Annotated in this window: 17 protein-coding genes, 1 pseudogene and 1 riboswitch; of the genes and pseudogenes, 9 read left to right on the forward strand and 9 right to left on the reverse strand. The window is 59.2% G+C overall.

The genetic code is table 11. The features are described 5' to 3' along the window. The first annotated feature begins 42 nt into the window (after positions 1–42). Positions 43–933, forward strand: coding sequence for a pyridoxal 5'-phosphate synthase lyase subunit PdxS (pdxS, locus tag ACTNA2_RS02360; RefSeq protein ID WP_441048503.1), 891 nt, complete (start codon positions 43–45; stop codon positions 931–933). Between the two features lie 20 nt (positions 934–953). Further along, a complete protein-coding gene (pdxT, locus tag ACTNA2_RS02365; RefSeq protein WP_441048504.1) occupies positions 954–1541 on the forward strand; it encodes a pyridoxal 5'-phosphate synthase glutaminase subunit PdxT in 588 nt (195 codons plus the stop codon). A 389-nt stretch (positions 1542–1930) separates the two neighbouring features. Here pdxT and ACTNA2_RS02370 read toward each other — a convergent pair whose 3' ends face one another. Then, entirely contained in the window at positions 1931–2830 is a 900-nt protein-coding gene (locus ACTNA2_RS02370; RefSeq protein WP_441048505.1) for a hypothetical protein, read from the reverse strand. A 214-nt stretch (positions 2831–3044) separates the two neighbouring features. Between ACTNA2_RS02370 and ACTNA2_RS02375 the strand changes: the two genes are divergently transcribed. Beyond that, positions 3045–3455, forward strand: a complete 411-nt coding sequence (locus ACTNA2_RS02375; RefSeq protein WP_154517072.1) for a peptide deformylase — start codon at positions 3045–3047, stop codon at positions 3453–3455. Positions 3456–3681: 226 nt separating this feature from the next. On the opposite strand, the gene ACTNA2_RS02380 is transcribed toward ACTNA2_RS02375, so the two are convergent. Further along, entirely contained in the window at positions 3682–5163 is a 1482-nt protein-coding gene (locus ACTNA2_RS02380; protein ID WP_441048559.1) for an aminotransferase class I/II-fold pyridoxal phosphate-dependent enzyme, read from the reverse strand. Positions 5164–5365: 202 nt separating this feature from the next. After that, positions 5366–6223, reverse strand: a complete 858-nt coding sequence (locus ACTNA2_RS02385; protein ID WP_441048506.1) for a LysR family transcriptional regulator — start codon at positions 6221–6223, stop codon at positions 5366–5368. 118 nt (positions 6224–6341) lie between these two features. Here ACTNA2_RS02385 and ACTNA2_RS02390 point away from each other — a divergent pair, with 118 nt between their 5' ends. From ACTNA2_RS02390 to ACTNA2_RS02400, 3 genes and pseudogenes are all read left to right on the forward strand, one after another. Then, positions 6342–7253 carry a DMT family transporter gene (locus tag ACTNA2_RS02390; RefSeq protein ID WP_441048507.1) on the forward strand — a complete coding sequence of 304 codons (912 nt, stop codon included), beginning with the start codon at positions 6342–6344 and terminating at the stop codon, positions 7251–7253. Between the two features lie 267 nt (positions 7254–7520). Further along, positions 7521–7664: pseudogene (locus ACTNA2_RS02395) on the forward strand (KUP/HAK/KT family potassium transporter); the annotation flags it as partial. Positions 7665–7702: 38 nt separating this feature from the next. Beyond that, positions 7703–7864: a hypothetical protein gene (locus ACTNA2_RS02400; RefSeq protein WP_441048562.1), complete on the forward strand. Its 162-nt coding sequence runs from the start codon at positions 7703–7705 to the stop codon at positions 7862–7864. A 79-nt stretch (positions 7865–7943) separates the two neighbouring features. Here the strand turns inward: ACTNA2_RS02400 and bsh are convergent, their stop codons facing one another. Then, positions 7944–8909, reverse strand: coding sequence for a choloylglycine hydrolase (bsh, locus tag ACTNA2_RS02405; RefSeq protein ID WP_441048508.1), 966 nt, complete (start codon positions 8907–8909; stop codon positions 7944–7946). A gap of 243 nt (positions 8910–9152) precedes the next feature. Next, positions 9153–9572: a peptide deformylase gene (locus ACTNA2_RS02410; protein ID WP_154517060.1), complete on the reverse strand. Its 420-nt coding sequence runs from the start codon at positions 9570–9572 to the stop codon at positions 9153–9155. A gap of 193 nt (positions 9573–9765) precedes the next feature. Here ACTNA2_RS02410 and ACTNA2_RS02415 point away from each other — a divergent pair, with 193 nt between their 5' ends. Further along, entirely contained in the window at positions 9766–11076 is a 1311-nt protein-coding gene (locus tag ACTNA2_RS02415; protein ID WP_441048509.1) for an NCS2 family permease, read from the forward strand. 136 nt (positions 11077–11212) lie between these two features. Further along, on the forward strand, positions 11213–11878 hold the full coding sequence (locus ACTNA2_RS02420) for an alpha/beta hydrolase (RefSeq protein WP_441048510.1): 666 nt from the start codon (positions 11213–11215) through the stop codon (positions 11876–11878). Positions 11879–11935: 57 nt separating this feature from the next. On the opposite strand, the gene ACTNA2_RS02425 is transcribed toward ACTNA2_RS02420, so the two are convergent. From ACTNA2_RS02425 to ACTNA2_RS02440, 4 genes are all read right to left on the reverse strand, one after another. Further along, complete coding sequence (locus ACTNA2_RS02425) at positions 11936–13270, reverse strand: uracil-xanthine permease family protein (protein WP_441048511.1); 1335 nt, start codon at positions 13268–13270, stop codon at positions 11936–11938. Between the two features lie 122 nt (positions 13271–13392). Next, entirely contained in the window at positions 13393–14526 is a 1134-nt protein-coding gene (locus ACTNA2_RS02430; protein WP_441017185.1) for a 5-methyltetrahydropteroyltriglutamate--homocysteine S-methyltransferase, read from the reverse strand. Between the two features lie 148 nt (positions 14527–14674). Beyond that, positions 14675–15571, reverse strand: a complete 897-nt coding sequence (locus ACTNA2_RS02435) for a LysR family transcriptional regulator (protein ID WP_427796141.1) — start codon at positions 15569–15571, stop codon at positions 14675–14677. 10 nt (positions 15572–15581) lie between these two features. After that, a complete protein-coding gene (locus tag ACTNA2_RS02440) occupies positions 15582–16490 on the reverse strand; it encodes an HAD-IIB family hydrolase (RefSeq protein ID WP_441048512.1) in 909 nt (302 codons plus the stop codon). Positions 16491–16651: 161 nt separating this feature from the next. Continuing rightward, positions 16652–16762, forward strand: a riboswitch (TPP riboswitch). A 51-nt stretch (positions 16763–16813) separates the two neighbouring features. Between ACTNA2_RS02440 and thiM the strand changes: the two genes are divergently transcribed. Continuing rightward, positions 16814–17653: a hydroxyethylthiazole kinase gene (gene thiM, locus ACTNA2_RS02445; protein ID WP_370450622.1), complete on the forward strand. Its 840-nt coding sequence runs from the start codon at positions 16814–16816 to the stop codon at positions 17651–17653. The last annotated feature ends 3 nt before the right edge of the window (positions 17654–17656 follow it).

A 17656-nucleotide genomic window follows, 5' to 3' on the forward strand; every position in this document is an offset into this window, starting at 1 on the left:
ATGTTCCGTCAAGCAATGCACATGCCAACCAAGGGAGCAACCATGGCAGAACAGACCAGCAAGGCCGATCGCGTCAAACTCAATCGCGAGCTCGCGCAGATGCTCAAGGGCGGCGTCATCATGGACGTCACCACGCCCGAGCAGGCACGCATCGCCGAAGAGGCGGGCGCCTGCGCCGTCATGGCACTCGAGCGCATCCCGGCCGACATCCGTGCCGCAGGCGGCGTCTCACGCATGAGCGACCCCAAGATGATCAAGGGCATCCAAGAGGCCGTCTCCATCCCCGTTATGGCCAAGTGCCGCATCGGCCATATTGTCGAGGCGCAGGTCCTGCAGGCCATCGAGATCGATTACATCGACGAGTCCGAGGTTCTCTCCCCTGCCGACGACGTCTATCACATCGACAAGACCCAGTTTGACGTGCCGTTTGTCTGCGGCGCCCGCGATCTGGGCGAGGCGCTGCGCCGTGTTGCCGAGGGCGCCACAATGATTCGCACCAAGGGTGAGCCGGGTACGGGCGATGTCGTCCAGGCCGTGCGTCACATGCGCAAGATCCAAAAGCAGATCCGCGACGTTGTTGCCCTGCGCGATGACGAGCTCTTTGAGGCAGCCAAGCAACTGCAGGTTTCGGTCGAGCTGGTGCGCGAGGTCCACGCCACGGGCAAGCTTCCCGTCGTGAACTTTGCCGCCGGCGGCGTAGCGACCCCCGCCGACGCCGCGCTGATGATGCAGCTGGGCGCCGAGGGCGTCTTTGTGGGATCGGGCATCTTTAAGAGCGGCGACCCGGCCAAGCGCGCCGCCGCCATCGTCAAGGCCGTGGCAAACTTCACCGATGCCAAACTCATCGCCGAGCTTTCGGAGGACCTGGGCGAGGCCATGGTGGGCATCAACGCCGACGAGATCGAGATTATCATGGAGGAGCGCGGGCGCTAGTCCGGCAGAAAGGATCGCCCATGAGCGATTATGCAGACCAAACGGTCGCCGTGCTGGCGGTCCAAGGCGCTTTTGCCGAGCACGAAGCAAGACTATCCGAGCTGGGCGCACACTGTATTGAGCTGAGGCAGGCGGCCGATTTGCAGCAGAACTTTGACCGTCTGGTACTTCCCGGCGGCGAGTCCACCGTTCAGGGCAAGCTACTTGCCGAACTCGATATGCTCGAGGATCTTCGTACCCGCATTGTTGAAGGCATGCCTGTACTGGGAACTTGTGCCGGTCTGATTCTGTTGGCGCGCGACCTTGCCGCCCACGATGACAAGGGGACACCGCGCTTGGCAACCATGGATATACTCGTTGAGCGCAATGCCTATGGCAGGCAGCTCGGCAGTTTTCGCACCAAGGGGCAGGTAGGCGGTATCGACGGTGAAGTGCCGTTAACGTTTATCCGTGCACCCCGCATCGTCGAGGTGCACGGCAATGCCAAGGCCCTAGCCGAAGTCGATGGCCGCATCGTCGCCGCCCGTCAAGACAATCAGCTCGGCGTTACCTTCCACCCCGAGCTCGACGACGACACCCGCCTCCACGAGCTCTTCCTCCAAATGTAGGCAGAAAACAAACGAACGTGGATTTTCGGACGCATAGCAAATGAGAGTGGAAATCCCCCACTTTGAGCTTGGATGCAGGCTCAAACCGGGAGATTATCCACTCTCATGCTATGTAGTCGTTGGGGACGTTCTCAACGACTACATTGCGATAGACGGCCACGTTTGCCCAGATAATACCGACCAAAATAAACCTGTCCCTTTTTGGCAGGTTTGGATCAAGGCAACGCCGATGTTTTGGCAACGACAGCGAAAACCCGTACACGCGAGCAGGGCGCCTTGAAACGAGGCGGCATTGACCTTTTGGTCATGCCGCCGAAGTTGAAAGGCAGATTGCCGCTCTGGCGGGCTTGCAGCGTCGGCCCGTTACGGCGTTTGGTAAAATGCCGTAACTAAAAACGGTTGCCGCGGAAGCCACCGCCGTTGCGGCCGCCACGGTCGCCGCCTCGACCGCCGCGGTCGCCGCCACGGTTGCCGCCGAAGCCGCCACGGTTGCCACCGCGGTCGCCATAGCCACCACGGTTGCCGCCAAAGCCGCCGCGACCGCCACGATCGCCGCCACGGTCACCAAAGCCGCCACGGCCACCGCGACCACCACGGTCGCCGCCACGGCCACCGCGGTCGCCAAAGCCGCCGCGACCGCCACGGTCGCCGCCACGGCCACCACGGTCGTCACGGCCGCCGCGAGGACCGCGATCCTCGTCCAGACCCATGGCGACGAGCGGAGCGATAACCTTATCGAGCGCGGCCATCAGCTCGGTGGCCTCCTCGTAAGAAAGCTCGGGCAGGAGCTTCTCCTTCTTGTTGGCAAGCTCGACCAGGCCCTCAGCGGCATCCTCGGCAGCGAAGACGACGATCTTGCGCATATCGCCCTCGGCGTTGTCGATGCGGCCGACCAGATCGGCAGCCTCGGCCTCGGCCATCAGGCCATCGAGCTCACGAAGGCGCATGCCCAGCAGATCGGACATTTCCTTCTGCTCCATCTTGGGCTTGAGGTCAAGGAGCTTGATGGCGCGCTCGATGTTCGCCATACGCTCGGCCTTGGCCTCCTCCTCCTTGGAAATAGCAAAGCGACGGCTACGCAGCAGGCGGGCGGCCTTCTGCATCTTGTCCATCAGCTCTTCGTCATCGTAATCAACGGCGGCCTCGACAACCTCGGCCTCCTCCTCGGCGGAAACCTCGTCAGCAGCCTCAACCTCGGTAGCTTCGGTCTCCACGGTCTCGACTGCATCGACCTCGGCAGCCATGGTCTCGTTCTCGGTCTCGTTCATGATCTCTTCGTTCTCGGACATGAGACTCCTTCTTGGCCCTCTCGGGCATCATCGCCCCATTCGCGGGGCCCGTCGCGCACTCTTTGCGCTTTAAACATTCATGCCTCTCGGCAAAACGTTCCTTAGTTTATGGTGTCGCCATCCAATCTAGCTGCAGAATCTATGTGCACACATTAATGCGACATGTCGCGGTATCATGGCCTGAACCAAACGTGTCCACCTTAAGGAGCCCGCCATGATTAAGCCCATCATGAAATCCGAGTTCTTTTTGCGCCTGCCTTCCGAAGACGCAGGGCCCGACGATGCCGTGATCGGGCAGGACCTCCTGGATACGCTCCACGAGCATGAGCACGAGTGCGTGGGGCTCGCCGCCAACATGATCGGCGTGCGCAAACGCATCATCTGCGTAAAGGACGGCAACAGGACGCTCCTGATGTACAACCCTCAAATTCTTGAGCAGGTCAATGCCTATCAGACCAGCGAAGGATGCCTCTCGCTGATCGGCGAGCGTCCCTGTACCCGCTATCGTCGCATTAAGGTGGAGTATTTGGACGAGAACTTCGTCCACCGCATCAAAAACTTCTCGGGCTACACCGCCGAGATCATCCAGCACGAAATCGACCACTGCAACGGCGTCGTTATATAGTTCCGCGAGTCAAGGAAAATGATCTGTTTTCCTCCGTCCCCTTTGGATCATGGTAACGACGCAGGCTGAGCACACGACAGCGAGCGAGCCGCATTTGCGCCAAGGTGACGTGAAATGAGAGGGCGCTGACCTTCTGGTCGCGCCCTCGAAATTGAACGTCAGATTGGCGTGAATGCGGCTCGCGTAGCGTCAAGCGGTCCGCCGTTCGGTAGAACGGCGGAACCAATTAGGACTGGCGGTAGTGATCAAAGAAATCGGCGAGGTCTTCGAGCGACTCTTTGAGCACTTCCATGCGCGGCAGGTACACGATGCGGAAGTGATCGGGCTCAGCCCAGTTGAAGCCGCCGCCACGCGTGATGAGAATCTTCTTCTCGTGCAGCAGGTCGAGGGCAAACTGCTCGTCATCGGTGATGTTGAACTTTTTAACATCCATCTTGGGGAAGATATAAAACGCCGCACGCGGCTTGACCACCGAGATGCCGTCGATCTTGCTGAGCGCCTCATACACAAAGTTGCGCTGCTCGTAGACACGACCGCCGGGGCGGATGTAGTCGTTGACCGACTGATGGCCGCCAAGCGCCGTCTGGACGATCGACTGGGCCGGCACGTTGGAGCACAGGCGCATGTTGGAGAGCATGTTGATGCCCATGATGAAGTCGCTCATGCAGCGCTGGTTGCCCGAAAGCACCATCCAGCCAATGCGATAGCCCGCGATCATATGCGACTTGGACAGGCCGCTAAACGTAATGCAGGGCAGGTCGGGGGCGAGCGATGCAATGGAGACGTGCTCGTAGCCGTCCATGCACAGGCGGTCATAGATCTCGTCGGCAAAAATCATGAGCTGGTGCCTGCGCGCGATCTCAACGATGCCCTCGAGCACCTCGCGCGGATAGACAGAGCCCGTGGGGTTGTTGGGGTTGATGATGACGAGGGCCTTGGTCGCGCTCGTGATCTTGGACTCCATATCCTGCAGATCGGGATACCAATCGGCCTGCTCATCACACAGATAGTGCACTGGATGTCCACCGGCAAGAGTTGCGCACGCCGTCCACAGCGGATAATCGGGGCTGGGAATCAGAATCTCGTCGCCATTGTCGAGCAGCGCGTTCATCGAAAGCTGAATGAGCTCGGACACGCCGTTGCCCGTGTAGATATGTTCCATCTGAACATTGGGCAGGCCCTTGATCTGCGAATACTGCATGATCGCCTTACGCGCAGAGAACAGACCGCGCGAGTTGGAATAGCCTTCGCAGTCGGGCAGCTGCTGGCGCATGTCCTTGATGACCTCATCGGGCGTGCGGAAACCAAAGGGCGCCGGATTACCGATGTTGAGCTTGAGGATGCACTCGCCTTCGTCCTCCATACGGGCTGCCTCGTCGACAACGGGGCCGCGCACGTCATACAGAACGTTCTCGAGTTTGGTGGATTTAGAAAAAGTACGCATGGTGGTGCTCCTTGCAATTTGAGCTGAGGGATAGGGTTCGGGCTTGGAAACGTTGTGGGTCGATGATGTCTCGCCTTGATCGGCGTCACCGGCGAGCAGCCAGGTAACATCGACCTCCAAAATGCGGGCGAGCAGCTCTGCCACATCGCGCCGCGGAATCGTCTTGCCGCTCACATATTGGCTCATCTGACTCTTGCCGAGTTTTTTGCCGAGCATCTCCGATGCGCGGATTACGTCCGACTGGCGAACGTCGCGATCGGACATAGCCTGTCGCAGACGATCGCTAAACGTCTCTTGGGTCACAGGAACCTCCTTGCTGGCAAAGTTCAATTTATAGAACACGAATTGAACCAAGGTTCAATTTAGCAAGCAGTATAGCGCCGTGCTATTTCTAAAAGTTCAATTTCAAAAATAACATGACCTAAACCTCAAGATTTATCCCAAGGCGATAACGACGTGCGCCCATTTAGAGGTATTCGAGAAAACGGGCGGCGGCAAGCGAAACATCGGCCGTTCGATATATGGCGTTGATCTGCCGATGGGGATGCCCTTCGAGCGGACGCACGGCAACATCGAACTGACAGCGGCGCATGATGAGCGCGGGAAGAATGCTCACACCCAGGCCGTCCTCGACCATAGCCATAATCGCATAGTCATCCCAGGTCGACAGTTTTGAGTGCACTGCCAGTCCCGCCCGACGAAACAGCGGCGTAATCTCGTCATCGGTGCCGCGTTCCAGCAGAATAAACTGCTCGTTGGCCAAGTCGGCAAGAGAGACGACCTCCGCCGTGGCAAACAACGAGCCTGACGGCACTACCGCCATTAACTCGTCACGCACCAAAGGCAGCGATGTCATGCCGTTTTCTCGGGGCTCACGAGGGATAAAGCCCAGATCGCAGCGACCCTCTGCCACCCATTGTTCAATCTCTGAATAGTCGCCCATCAGCAACTCGTAATCGACGTCTGGATGATCAGCACGAAAACGCGCAATCACCGGCGGCAGCACGTGGGTCGCCACGCTCGAAAACGTACCGATGCAGATTTTGCCGCGCATGAGCCCGCGCATCTCATCCACCCGTCGCTGCAAGCGAACGAATTCCTCGCAGAGCGCCTCGACAGCCGGCATGAGCTGCCGCCCGTCGGCAGAAAGAGCAACACCTTCACGACTGCGGTCGAGTACCTTAAAGCCCCAATCGGCCTCAAGATCGGCCACCATGCGGCTCACGCCCGATTGCGAGTAGCTCAGGCGCTCGGCAGCACGCGTAAAGCTTCCAGCGCGCACGGTCTCCAGCAGCACCTGCATCTTTTGAATATTCGTTTCCACGACATGCCTCCACCCTTGCATGAGTTTTTGTCATGTTTTCCATGCATTAAATTCGCTTTTCTTCTAAAGCCAGTTCACCCATAGTGAGCATGCACAGATATAGAGGGGACGGCAGCGCATGAACAACGGATTGATTACGTATTTAGCAGCATTGTTGTTGTTTGGCTCCAACGGCATCATCGCTGCGGCCATCGCACTCCCGAGCTCCGATATCGTGCTGCTGCGCACTTTTCTGGGAGCCCTTTCGCTTGTCGCCATCCTCGCCATTACCCAGCGCCATAAGCTGCAGGCGCCTTCTCGCCCCCGCGAAGCCGCAGCCCTCCTCCTCTCGGGAGCCGCGCTGGGCGCCAGCTGGATTTTTCTGTTCCGCGCTTATCAGACGATCGGCGTCGGCGTTTCTTCGCTGCTGTACTACTGCGGCCCCATCATCGTCATGGCCCTCTCGCCGTTTATCTTTGGCGAAAAACTAACCGGTGGCAAAATCGCCGGGTTTATCGCAGTCGCCTGCGGCGCTTTTCTCATTGCAGCGCAAGGTCTAGGCGGCAATATGCCCATTGCGGGCATCGTCTGCGGAATCGCCTCGGCCTTCTGTTATGCATTGATGGTCATCGCCAGCAAGGGCGCGCCGCACATCGAAGGCCTCAAGAACTCCGCGCTCCAGGTGAGCGCCGCCTTTGTGACCGCGCTGGTCCTTACGCTCGTCACCCAAGGCACCCCCTCATTCCTGTCCGCCAGTATCGCCGCAACCATCGATTGGCGCGCCGTCGCTATGCTCGGCATCGTCAACACCGGCATCGGTTGTCTGCTCTACTTTAGCGCCGTCGCCAAACTGCCCGTGCAGACCGTCGCTGTCGTCGGCTACCTCGAGCCGCTTTCGGCCGTCGTGTTCTCGTCCGCCCTTTTGGGCGAAGTCATAACACCGGTCCGCCTGATGGGCGCCGTGCTTATCATCGGCGGCGCGATCTTTTGCGAACTCGCCGGTAAACGCTCAGGCGCCAAGACCGGTATCGCTCAGGCAGCACGCGTCTAAAAGTTCCCTCTTCAGTTTCAAAGCAGGAGCGCGTCCGCAGTTATTACATTGCAGCAAAGCCATACAGCGGATGCGCCCCTGTTTTGAAATGCTACCTGCGTACATAAATAATCCCCAGATGGAGATTATTGTCAAAAATTACCCGATGCGCCAAACAGCTCTTGTATGTATAAAGACGGCATAAAAGTTATCTGTCCAAGACAGATAACCGGATGTCCAAGGGAGTCCACGTGGCGCACGCCAAACTGGAGGCAAACCTCCAAGACCAGCACGGTCAAGTACGTGGTAATCGCCATGAAGGCCGACAACCACAACGAGGGCGGCATCTTCGCCCTGTTTAGCCTGGTGCGCAAAGTGGCGCCGTGGCTGATCCTACCTGCCATGATCGGCGGCGCGGCGCTGCTCGCCAATAACTCCAGCTCGAAGTTCAGATCGAGGAAGCCGAGGAAATGGATGTCGATATCTTCTCGGACGAGCTTGGCAACGGCAACGAAGCCGGTAGGGACATGAACTTCGACCCCACCGAGCTGCTCGGGAGCGTCGGCGATACGCCCGAACAGCAACAGCTCGACGGCCTCGAGAGCGAACAACTCAACGACGCCAACTTCTAACGACGTCGCGCGTCGACGACAGCGGCACTGCGCCTCACGGGAGGCGCAGGGCCGCTTTGCATTGCAGTAAAACCGCCGGCTACGAACGACGCGGCTCGGGAACCACGAGCCTATCGGGGCTCGCGCCCTCGGCATCCATCAGGCTCACGTAGCGAATCGACGGATCCTCATACGTTGAGTAATAGTAATTGCCCGTGCGCGCGCTAAAGCATCCGGTGTAGATAGTCTTCTCGAACTTGCCGTCACCCATCTTGGACGCACCCTCGATCATCTCCACCCCCTCGAGCGAGCGGAACATGCGAATGACGTTCTCGGCCTCGCTGTCTTTTTGCGGGTAATTGGCATTGAGGTATGCCGCCTTTACAAAACGGCTCGGCGAATAGCAGTCACCCGGAATACCGCGCATGCCGGCACCCGCGCCATAGGGCTTGAGCTCGGCGCCACGCCATGTCGCCGTCTGAGGAAAATCGCTTGTGGCGGTGATATAGGTGCGCAGGTTTTCCATGTGCCACGGGAAGGTCGGCTGATTGGCAAGGGTGTCGACCGGATCGTCGTATACATGCAGACCGTCAGCCATCATCTCGACCACGATGCTGCGCCGGCTGTCGCCGATAATCCAATGGAGCAGCGACACACCCAGCCCCTCTCCGGCAGATTTGGCAACAATCACCGTGTCGCGCAGCGCAGCCTCGACCTCGTCGACCGTCGAGAACGTCGCTGCCACCCACAGGGGAAACTCATAGGCCGCGATATTGGTCTTGCCATCAACCGGGTCCTCGGCATACTCGGCATAACCGGGAAAGTTGAGCCCTGCCACAGCCAGACCCGCATCGTTACCACAGTCGAAAAACATAGGATAGTTCTTGTAATCGATGCACATGCCGATTACCGCGTGTGCCGCCGACGCATCGTCGATAAACGAATACGGGATATGGAACCCGCGGGGCATCACGCGAACCTGTTGACCGTAGCTAAAGCTCCAGTCGAGGTTGCGACCCAGATACATGTTGCCGGAATTATCGGTAAATCGAATGCTCGTGCACATGGCGCCTCCTAGCCATACGTCCTTGTTAAGCTCATTGTTACCAAACAAATAGGCGCTAAACACAAAAGCCCGGACATGACAATAACGTCACGCCCGGACCACACAAGCAAGATAAACTCAACCAAGTCAACCTCGCAGGTCGTCTAAGGGGTCAAAGTACCGCAGATTGCCACGAAAGAGGAGCGAAGCGTACTTAAGGTACGCGAGCGACGATTGAGCGGCAAGGTGCGGGCTTTGGTCCCCTTAGACCAACTTTCCAAGACAGTGATCGATCATATGCTGGATCATTTGTGCCTCAAAGCCCGTGTAGTCGCGGCGGCACTCCTTCATCTTGCCGTCGACGATCTGGTCAAAGGCAACCTTGCACTTGATATAGCGCGTGGACTTGGTGATTTCGTCGTGCGTCAGGCAGCTCTCCTCCATCTTGCTGGCGCCCAGGCCAAACACCAGACGGGGGTTGTAGAGCACGTGGGGCTCGCCGGCGTCGTCCAGATAGACGCAGACCTTCTTGGTGACGCCAATCTGGTTGGCGGCAAGGCAGCCGGCGTCCTCGAGCGACTTGATGGTGTCGATCAGGTCCTGTGCGACCGACTCGTCCTCGACAGTCGCAACCTCGCAACGCTGGGACAGGATGGCCTCGTCGCGGCAGAGCTCTTTAATCATACGTTCCTCCAAAGAGTTCAATGTAACTGCTTAAGTATACGGTACCTACACATTTTCATGCGAAAAATACCGTCCGCCTGTTACAAAGCGCCGAACTTCAACATGCGAGAAGCATCGACCTTCCAAAGGCGATATAGTAGGTAAGTTCGTGTCAATCGGCCTAAACTCGGGGCCGAACAAGGAAAGGGTATGCATGGACGAACTATTTCACGTCAGCGAGCGCAAGTCCACGATCGGGACCGAACTCCGCGCTGGACTGACAACATTCCTGGCGATGGCCTACATCATCGCCGTCAACCCCGCGGTGCTCTCGGGCGCTGGCATCGATGCGGGAGCGCTCGCCTGCGCCACCTGCCTGGGCGCCGGCATCATGACCATCTGCATGGGCATCTTCGCCAACCGCCCGCTCGCCTGCGCGTCGGGCTTAGGCGTCAACGCGATGATCGCTGGAATCACCACCACCGTCTGCGGCGGTGACTGGCACGTGGCCATGAGCGTCATCTTCCTTGAGGGCGTCGTCATCTTGCTGCTCGTGCTTTGTGGCCTGCGCGAGGCCATCATGGATGCCATCCCGGTTGTCCTGCGTCACGCCATCTCGGTGGGCCTGGGCCTGTTCATCGCCATGATTGGCCTGTGTGATGCCGGCATTATCACCGCTGGCGCCGGTACACTCGTCGGTCTGGGCGACATCACCTCCCCCACCTTCATCGTCGGCATTATCTCCATCCTGGTGACAGTCGCCCTCGCCTGCCGCAACGTCCCCGGCTCGCTGCTCATCGGCATCATCGTCGCCGTTATCGCCGGTATCCCCCTAGGTGTGACCCATGCTCCGACCGGTATTATCGCCCCGCTCGACTTCTCGAGCATCGGTGGCCCCATCGCCGACGCCGGCGGCGTGCCCGCCATCGTCAAGGTCCTTACCGACCCCACGCTCCTCGTCATCTCGTTCTCGCTGCTCATGAGTGACTTCTTCGACACCATGGGCACCGCGATGGCCGTGGCCAAGCAGGGCGAGTTCCTCACCGACGACGGCAACGTCGAGAATATCAAGGAGATCCTGCTCGTCGACTCCGCCGCCGCTGCTGTGGGCGGTTTTATGGGCGTCTCCTCCATCACCACCTTCGTCGAGTCCACCTCTGGCGCTGCCGACGGTGGCCGCACGGGCCTCACCTCCGTCACCACCGGCGTGCTGTTCATTCTCGCCGCGTTCTTCTCCCCCATCGTCACCATCGTTTCCAGCGCCGCCACCTGCGGTGCCCTGGTCTACGTCGGCTATCTCATGATGAGCGAGGCCTCCGAGATCGACTGGTCCGACGTGTCGCAGGGTTTCCCGGCGTTCATGATTGTCGCCGGCGTGCCCTTCACCTACTCCATCTCTGCCGGCATCGGTCTGGGCTTTATCGCCTACGTGATCGTCGCGCTCTTTAAGGGCGAGGCCTCCAAGATCAAGCCGCTCATGTGGATCGCAGCCCTTGCTTTCCTCGTCTACTTCTTCGTAGCGTAAGGGCAAAGCTGCCAAAGCAAAACCTCAAGGCGCAGAGTCGCATCAAGCGGCTCTGCGCCTTTCTTTTAGCGACGGTCCCTACGCCGACGTGCGACAATCGTATTTATAGATGTCGAAATGCAGAGAGAAGCTTGTCATGGAAGCGCGTCAAAAGCAGATAACCATTCATTCAAAGCATGTCGAAAGCGCGCCCGTCATTTACCTTCCCGCGGTCATGGGTGACGGCACCGAGGTCTATAGCCGTTGTCTTGAGCTTGATTGCCCGCCATTCACCCTGGTCGCCATTGGCGGGCTCGATTGGAATCGCGAGCTGAGTCCTTGGGAATGCGACGGAACCGTGCGCGATGCCGAGCCCTTTGGTGGACAGGCTTCCGAGTTTCTCGATGAACTGCTGAATCAGATAATCCCAGAGGTCGAGCCATCACTTCCCTGCCCGCCTACCTGGCGCGGCATTGCCGGTTACTCATTGGCGGGCCTCTTTTCGCTTTGGTCGCTCTGGCAGACCGATGCCTTTAACCGTGCCGCAAGCGCATCGGGGTCCCTATGGTTTCCCGGATTTCTCGATTACGCACACGGGCACACGATGCCAGCCGCGCCCAACGCCGTCTATCTATCACTCGGCAAAAAGGAGACCAAGACGCCCAACCGCATGATGCGGCACGTACTCGACGACACGCGCGCAATGAAAAAACTACTCGGCGACCGAGGCATCCCCGCGACCTTCGAGCTCAACCCCGGTAACCACTTTGCCCAAACCGGTCTGCGCATGGCCCGCGGCATACACTGGATACTGACGCATTAAAAATGGCGCCCACGCGTACGCACGGGCGCCATTTTTTGATTTAGCCGAACACAACTACTACTCGACAGTCTCCTCGAGTTCAGAAACGGCGAACTCAAAGTCGTTGCCAGGCAGAATCGCGTTGAGCACGATGCCCACCAGCGAGCCCACGGCAAGGCCCGAAAGCGAAATCGTCACGCCGAACAGCTTCAGCACGATGGCACCGGCGGCGCTGTAGGCAATGCCGAGTGAAAGCACGAGCACCAGAGCGGCCACCAGCACGTTGCGGTTGTTCTGGAAATCGACCTGGTTCTCGATGAGGTTACGGACGCCCACGGCGCTGATCATGCCATAGAGCACGAGCGACACGCCGCCGATAACGCATGCCGGCATGGCGGCGATCACGGCAGCGAACTTGGGGCAGAACGAAAGCACGATGGCGCAGCACGCGGCAATGCGAATCACGCGCGGGTCAAACACGCGCGTCAGGGCGAGCACGCCGGTGTTCTCGCCATACGTGGTGTTGGCCGGAGCGCCAAAGAGCGAAGCCAGAATCGTGGCGAGACCATCACCGAGCAGCGTGCGATGCAGGCCGGGATCGGCGATGTAGTTGCGCTCGCAGGTGGAGCCAATAGCGGATATATCGCCGATATGCTCAATCATGGTTGCAAAGGCCAGCGGCATGATGGTGATGATGGCCGTCGTGGCAAGGCCGCTATCGAACTGCGGCCCAAAGAGTGCAAACACCGTGTTGTCCCACACGACGGGAAAGCCAAGCCAGGGAGCGGCTGCGACGCCGGAGAAATCGACCTCGCCCAGCGCAGCCGCAACGGCATAGCTCACCACGACGCCCAGTAAAATCGGCACGATCTTGACCATGCCGCGACCCCAAATATTGCAGATGACGATTACGGCGACGGCAACCACGGCAACGAGCCAGTTAGTCTGGCAGTTGGCAATAGCGGAACTCGCCAGGATCAGACCGACCGAAATGACAATGGGGCCAGTCACCACCGGCGGGAAGAAGCGCATGACGCGCTTGGCGCCAAACGCGCGGAAGAGCGCCGCAAGCACCGGGTAGAGCAAACCGGCGCAGGCAACGCCCAGGCAAGCGTAGGGCAATAGCTCGGCCTCGCCGTTGGGCGCGATTGCGGCATAGCCGGCAATAAAGGCAAACGATGAGCCCAAAAATGCGGGGACCTTACCGCGTGACAGGAAGTGGAATAGCAGCGTGCCCAAGCCGGCAAACAAAAGCGTTGCCGATACCGAAAGGCCGGTGAGCACGGGCACCAGCACCGTGGCACCAAACATGGCAAACAGGTGCTGCAGACCGAGCAGGAACATGCGCGGGCGGCCGAGCGACGAAGCGTCGTAGATGGCATCGGTGACGGCGGGCGTCGAGGACTGGGACATGGATGTCCTTTCGAATGGAAGGGCGCTCGGGCATAGCGGATAACCTGCCCGAACGATACGGTCCGAACCATTGTACGCGATACGCCATGTCTCGCACGCGCCGTCACTTGCAAACGGTACCGCTATTTCCAAACACGCTCGGCAATACGCTTGACCAGCGCGATCTTTGCCCACTGCTCGCCTTCGGTCAGCTTGTTGCCAATCTCGCAGCTGGCAAAGCCACACTGCGGAGACAGATACAGATTCTCAAGCGGCACGTACTTTGCTGCCTCATGAATACGCTCGACGGTCGCGTCCTCGTCCTCGAGCTCGGCTGCCTTGGTGGTCACCAGACCCAACACGACCTTCTTACCGGGCGCAACGTACTTGAGCGGCTCAAAACCACCGGCGCGCGGAGTGTCGAACTCCAGATAGAACGCGTCAACGTCCTCATGCGCAAACAGGTACGGGGCGATGGGATCATAGCCGCCCTCAAAGGCATAAGTAGAGTGGTAGTTGCCACGGCATACATGCGTATTGATCACCAAGTCGTCAGGCTTACCCGCGATGGCGGCATTGTTGAGCGCCACGCCCAGCTCGCTCACCTTTTGCAGGTCAACCGGGCTCATGCCGGTCTTGGACACAAAGTCAGTATCGCAATAGATGCCCCAGGTGCAGTCATCAAATTGGATGTTGCGGCAACCCGCGGCATACAGATCGGCAATCACGGTGCGGTATGCTGCGGCGATGGCATCGGCGAGCTCTTCGTCGGTCTTGTAGACGGCGCGCAGGCTCTCCTGCTGGCCATCGCAGCGGTCGAGCGTGACTTCGGAGAACGTCTGGATCGGCGCCGGAATGGTTTGCCGCGCAACCTGGCCCTCCCCCTCGAGCGCCTTGACAAACTTGAAGTGCTCGACGAACGGATGGTTCTCGCCGCTAATAGGCCCGGTCACCACGGCGGTGTCGGCGGTAGTCTCCTCATCGTGGAACATATAGCCCGTACGCGAGGTGCGGCGCTCGATGCCGTTGAGACCCCACATAAAATCGAGGTGCCAGTAGCTGCGGCGGAACTCGCCGTCGGTGATGACCTGCAGGCCGGCGGCCTTTTGCTTTGCCACCAAATCGCGAATGGCCTCGTCCTCGACTGCCTTAAGTCCCTCGGCATCAAGCGCGCCTGCCGCATAGGCAGCGCGGGCGTCCTTTACGGCCTGCGGACGAAGAAAACTGCCGACGATATCGGCGCGAAACGGCGCTTTGAGCTGGGTGGAATTGCTCATAGGAATCTCCTTTTGCATGGACTGCTTTAGCGAGAAAGAGTATGAGCGCACTCCTGGTTATCGTAAAATATGCGTTTATATATGTTTGCCATATAGTTTTCCTATATCCATTTCGACAGCTCAAGACAGCAACATCAAACGCTACCGGTTAGATATGCCTCCGGATGGCCTCGACATAAGCCTGTCCATAGCGCGTGAGCGTCGTATTCTTGCGCGTGATAATGCCGATCTCCATGTATTCATCCACATCGAGCGGAATCGAGATAATACCGGGACCATTAAGCTCGTGGCTAATCACGCCCGAACACACCGTGTAGCCGTTGAGACCCATGGCTAGGTTGAACAAGGTCGCACGGTCGCGCACGCGGATATTCTTGCGGCGCTCAAACGTCGAGGTCAGTTCCTCGGAATAGTAAAACGAGTTGTAGCTGCCTTGCTCGTAGGATAGGAACGGATAGTCTTCCAAGTCCTCGAGCGTCACGCTGGCGTGGTCCGCCAGTGGATGGTCGGCGCATACAAAGACGTGCGGCGTGGCGCAGAAGAGTCCTTCGAATACGAGCTCGTTGGCCGCCAGCATGCGCTCGATAACCTCGCGGTTATGTTCGGATAAGTACAGAATGCCCAGTTCACTCTTCATGTGCGCGACATCTTCGATGATCTCGTGAGTCTGTTCCTCGCGCAGGGTAAAGTCGTAGCGCGCTGCATCGAACTCACGGATCACGTCGACAAACGCATTAACGGCAAAGGAATAATGCTGACAGCTCACACTAAAGTGCGGCACTTGCTCGGATGCACCCTTGTACTTACCCTCGAGCAGGTCGGCCTGATCGAGTACCTGGCGCGCGTAGCCCAAGAATGTCTCGCCTTCCTCGGACACAATGACGCCCTTGTTGGTGCGCTCAAAGATGTGCACACCCATCTCGTTTTCGAGATCGCGAATCGAGGCGGTAATCGAAGGCTGCGACACAAAGAGCCGGCGCGAGGCCTCGGTGATGCTGCCGCATTCGGCAACCTTAACAACATACCTGAGCTGCTGAAGCTTCATGACTTTCTCCCTAGACGTTCGTGACGCCAAGACCCGTCGCGTCCATCTGGCGCATAAACGACGGCATCTCCCCCGCCGCGGCGCAGGCGGCAATCTGATGCAGAGCCCCGGCAACCGCATCGTCTGCCGCGGCGCCGATATGCCAACGCGCGGCAGCCGTGACGGCCTCATTGGCATTGGCGACTGCAACGGAGTTGGGAACGGCATTAATCATGGGCAGATCGTTATCGGAATCGCCGAACACCGCCACCTCGTCGGGCGTCAGGCCCAAAGCACGCGCCAGCTCCAGCGTGGCACAGCCCTTGTCCCAACCAGCCGGCAAGATATCGAAAAGGCGCACGCGGCTGTTGGGAAACACGAGCGAGAGTTCCGGCACCTCGGCGGCAACGCGCTCGCGTAGCTCCGCGAGCCCCTCACGCGAACGGGCACTCCAGATATTCGCCTTGAACACCGGCGCGTCACCGACAACGGGACGGCACGGGGCCTCTTCGCCTTTGAGCCACGCATTGCCGCCCGACTCCATAGCGCGACGCACGCGCTCGGGATCGCTCGTCACGCAATAGGCGTCATTGTCCCAAAAGTCATCACCCAAGCTGTAGACCTTCAGATAGGTATCATCGGTCTCTTGCTCCAAGTAGTCAGCCAAGCGAATAAGGGCGGCGTTATCGGTCGCATGCGAGGCTATCACCTCGCCGTCGACAAACATGACCTGGCCGTTGCAGAACGCACCGGTCGAGAAGCACTCGGAACGATTACGAAACATCCAGCCCATCGCGGAAGGCTGACGGCCCGAAACCGGGCCAAAGTGCAGGCCCGCCGCCTGCATGGCATGAATACCCTCGATGGCGTAGTCGCTGGCGCCGTCATGCCCGGCTGGAATCAACGTATCGTCCATATCGGTCAGCACAAGTTTGATCATAGAGTCCCCCAGTCATTTTCACCGTATCCATTGTAGCGACCTGCCAATAAGGGACAGGTTTATTTTGGCAGGTTTTATCTGGGAAAATGCAACGCCCCAGTTGCCACCTGCCAAAATAAACCTGTCCCTTTTTGGCAGGTGCGCTAGTATAGGGAACAACAGATTCGATGCGGGAGTGCCGGCGGTGCAAACCACAAGGCTGAGAGGGCATGGGGCCCAATCCTTTGAACCTGTCAGTTAATGCTGGCGTAGGGAGCATGCCGCCTTTACAGGGGCGCTGTCTATGCACAGCGCCCCTTTTCTATGCCAAGGAGGCATGTGCAGTGATTGATTCGAAACAGCTTAAACAAAATGTGGTCAAGGCCGTGGAGGAGATTCGCGCCACCAACCCGATGGCCGGCTCCATCACCAACACGGTGACGATCGACTTTGTCGCCAACGCGCAGCTCGCCGTAGGCGGTTCGGCCGCCATGGTCTATCTGCCCGACGAGGGCGAGGCGCTCGTTGCCGGCGGCGGTGCCATCTATCTCAACATGGGCACGCTCTTCCCCATCTACGAGCAGACGATTCCCCGTGCGGCCAAAGCGGCACACGACGCCGGCAAACCCTGGGTGCTCGATCCGGTGGGCCTGGGCATCGGTAGCCTGCGCACCCAGCTGGTAAACGAGCTCAAGCAGTACAAGCCCGCCATCGTGCGCGGCAACGCCTCCGAGATCATCGCGCTCGCCGGCCTGTGGGGTCTTGAAGGCGAGGCGGCTGACCTGAGCCGCGTGCGCGGTGTCGATACCACCGATACGGTCGACGCCGCCCGCGGCGCTGCCGTGGCACTCGCCCGCTACACCGGCGGCGCCGTAGTGGTCTCGGGCGAAGTCGACCTGATTACCGACGGCACGACCGTGGCCAAGTCCCACGGCGGCAGCCCGCTCATGTCCAAGATTACCGGCTGTGGCTGCTCGCAGGGCGGAGTCCTGGCCGTGTACGCTTGCGCCGCCGATCCGTTTACGGCAGCCATCTGCGGTACCGCTGTCTACAACGTTGCCGGCACGCGTGCCGCCGCTGTCGCTGATGCCCCGGCAAGCTTTAAGGTCGCCTTTATCGACGAACTCTACCGCGCGACCGCTCAGGATATTGCGAATAACCACCTCGAGCTCGAGGAGGCATAAGCC

The sequence above is a fragment of the Collinsella sp. HCP28S3_E9 genome (assembly GCF_052065455.1).
Classification (GTDB): Bacteria; Actinomycetota; Coriobacteriia; order Coriobacteriales; family Coriobacteriaceae; genus Collinsella.

Bases quoted from the DNA above. Each gene is read 5' to 3' on its own strand.
- ACTNA2_RS02380 (WP_441048559.1), bottom strand. From the start codon at position 5,163: ATGTCCGATCGCGACGTTCGCCAGTCGGACGTAATCCGCGCATCGGAG.
- ACTNA2_RS02390 (WP_441048507.1), top strand. From the start codon at position 6,342: ATGAACAACGGATTGATTACGTATTTAGCAGCATTGTTGTTGTTTGGC.
- ACTNA2_RS02410 (WP_154517060.1), bottom strand. From the start codon at position 9,572: ATGATTAAAGAGCTCTGCCGCGACGAGGCCATCCTGTCCCAGCGTTGC.
- ACTNA2_RS02375 (WP_154517072.1), top strand. From the start codon at position 3,045: ATGATTAAGCCCATCATGAAATCCGAGTTCTTTTTGCGCCTGCCTTCC.
- ACTNA2_RS02430 (WP_441017185.1), bottom strand. From the start codon at position 14,526: ATGAGCAATTCCACCCAGCTCAAAGCGCCGTTTCGCGCCGATATCGTC.
- pdxT (WP_441048504.1), top strand. From the start codon at position 954: ATGAGCGATTATGCAGACCAAACGGTCGCCGTGCTGGCGGTCCAAGGC.
- ACTNA2_RS02440 (WP_441048512.1), bottom strand. From the start codon at position 16,490: ATGATCAAACTTGTGCTGACCGATATGGACGATACGTTGATTCCAGCC.
- ACTNA2_RS02415 (WP_441048509.1), top strand. From the start codon at position 9,766: ATGGACGAACTATTTCACGTCAGCGAGCGCAAGTCCACGATCGGGACC.
- ACTNA2_RS02435 (WP_427796141.1), bottom strand. From the start codon at position 15,571: ATGAAGCTTCAGCAGCTCAGGTATGTTGTTAAGGTTGCCGAATGCGGC.
- ACTNA2_RS02425 (WP_441048511.1), bottom strand. From the start codon at position 13,270: ATGTCCCAGTCCTCGACGCCCGCCGTCACCGATGCCATCTACGACGCT.
- pdxS (WP_441048503.1), top strand. From the start codon at position 43: ATGGCAGAACAGACCAGCAAGGCCGATCGCGTCAAACTCAATCGCGAG.
- ACTNA2_RS02370 (WP_441048505.1), bottom strand. From the start codon at position 2,830: ATGTCCGAGAACGAAGAGATCATGAACGAGACCGAGAACGAGACCATG.
- ACTNA2_RS02420 (WP_441048510.1), top strand. From the start codon at position 11,213: ATGGAAGCGCGTCAAAAGCAGATAACCATTCATTCAAAGCATGTCGAA.
- bsh (WP_441048508.1), bottom strand. From the start codon at position 8,909: ATGTGCACGAGCATTCGATTTACCGATAATTCCGGCAACATGTATCTG.
- ACTNA2_RS02400 (WP_441048562.1), top strand. From the start codon at position 7,703: ATGGATGTCGATATCTTCTCGGACGAGCTTGGCAACGGCAACGAAGCC.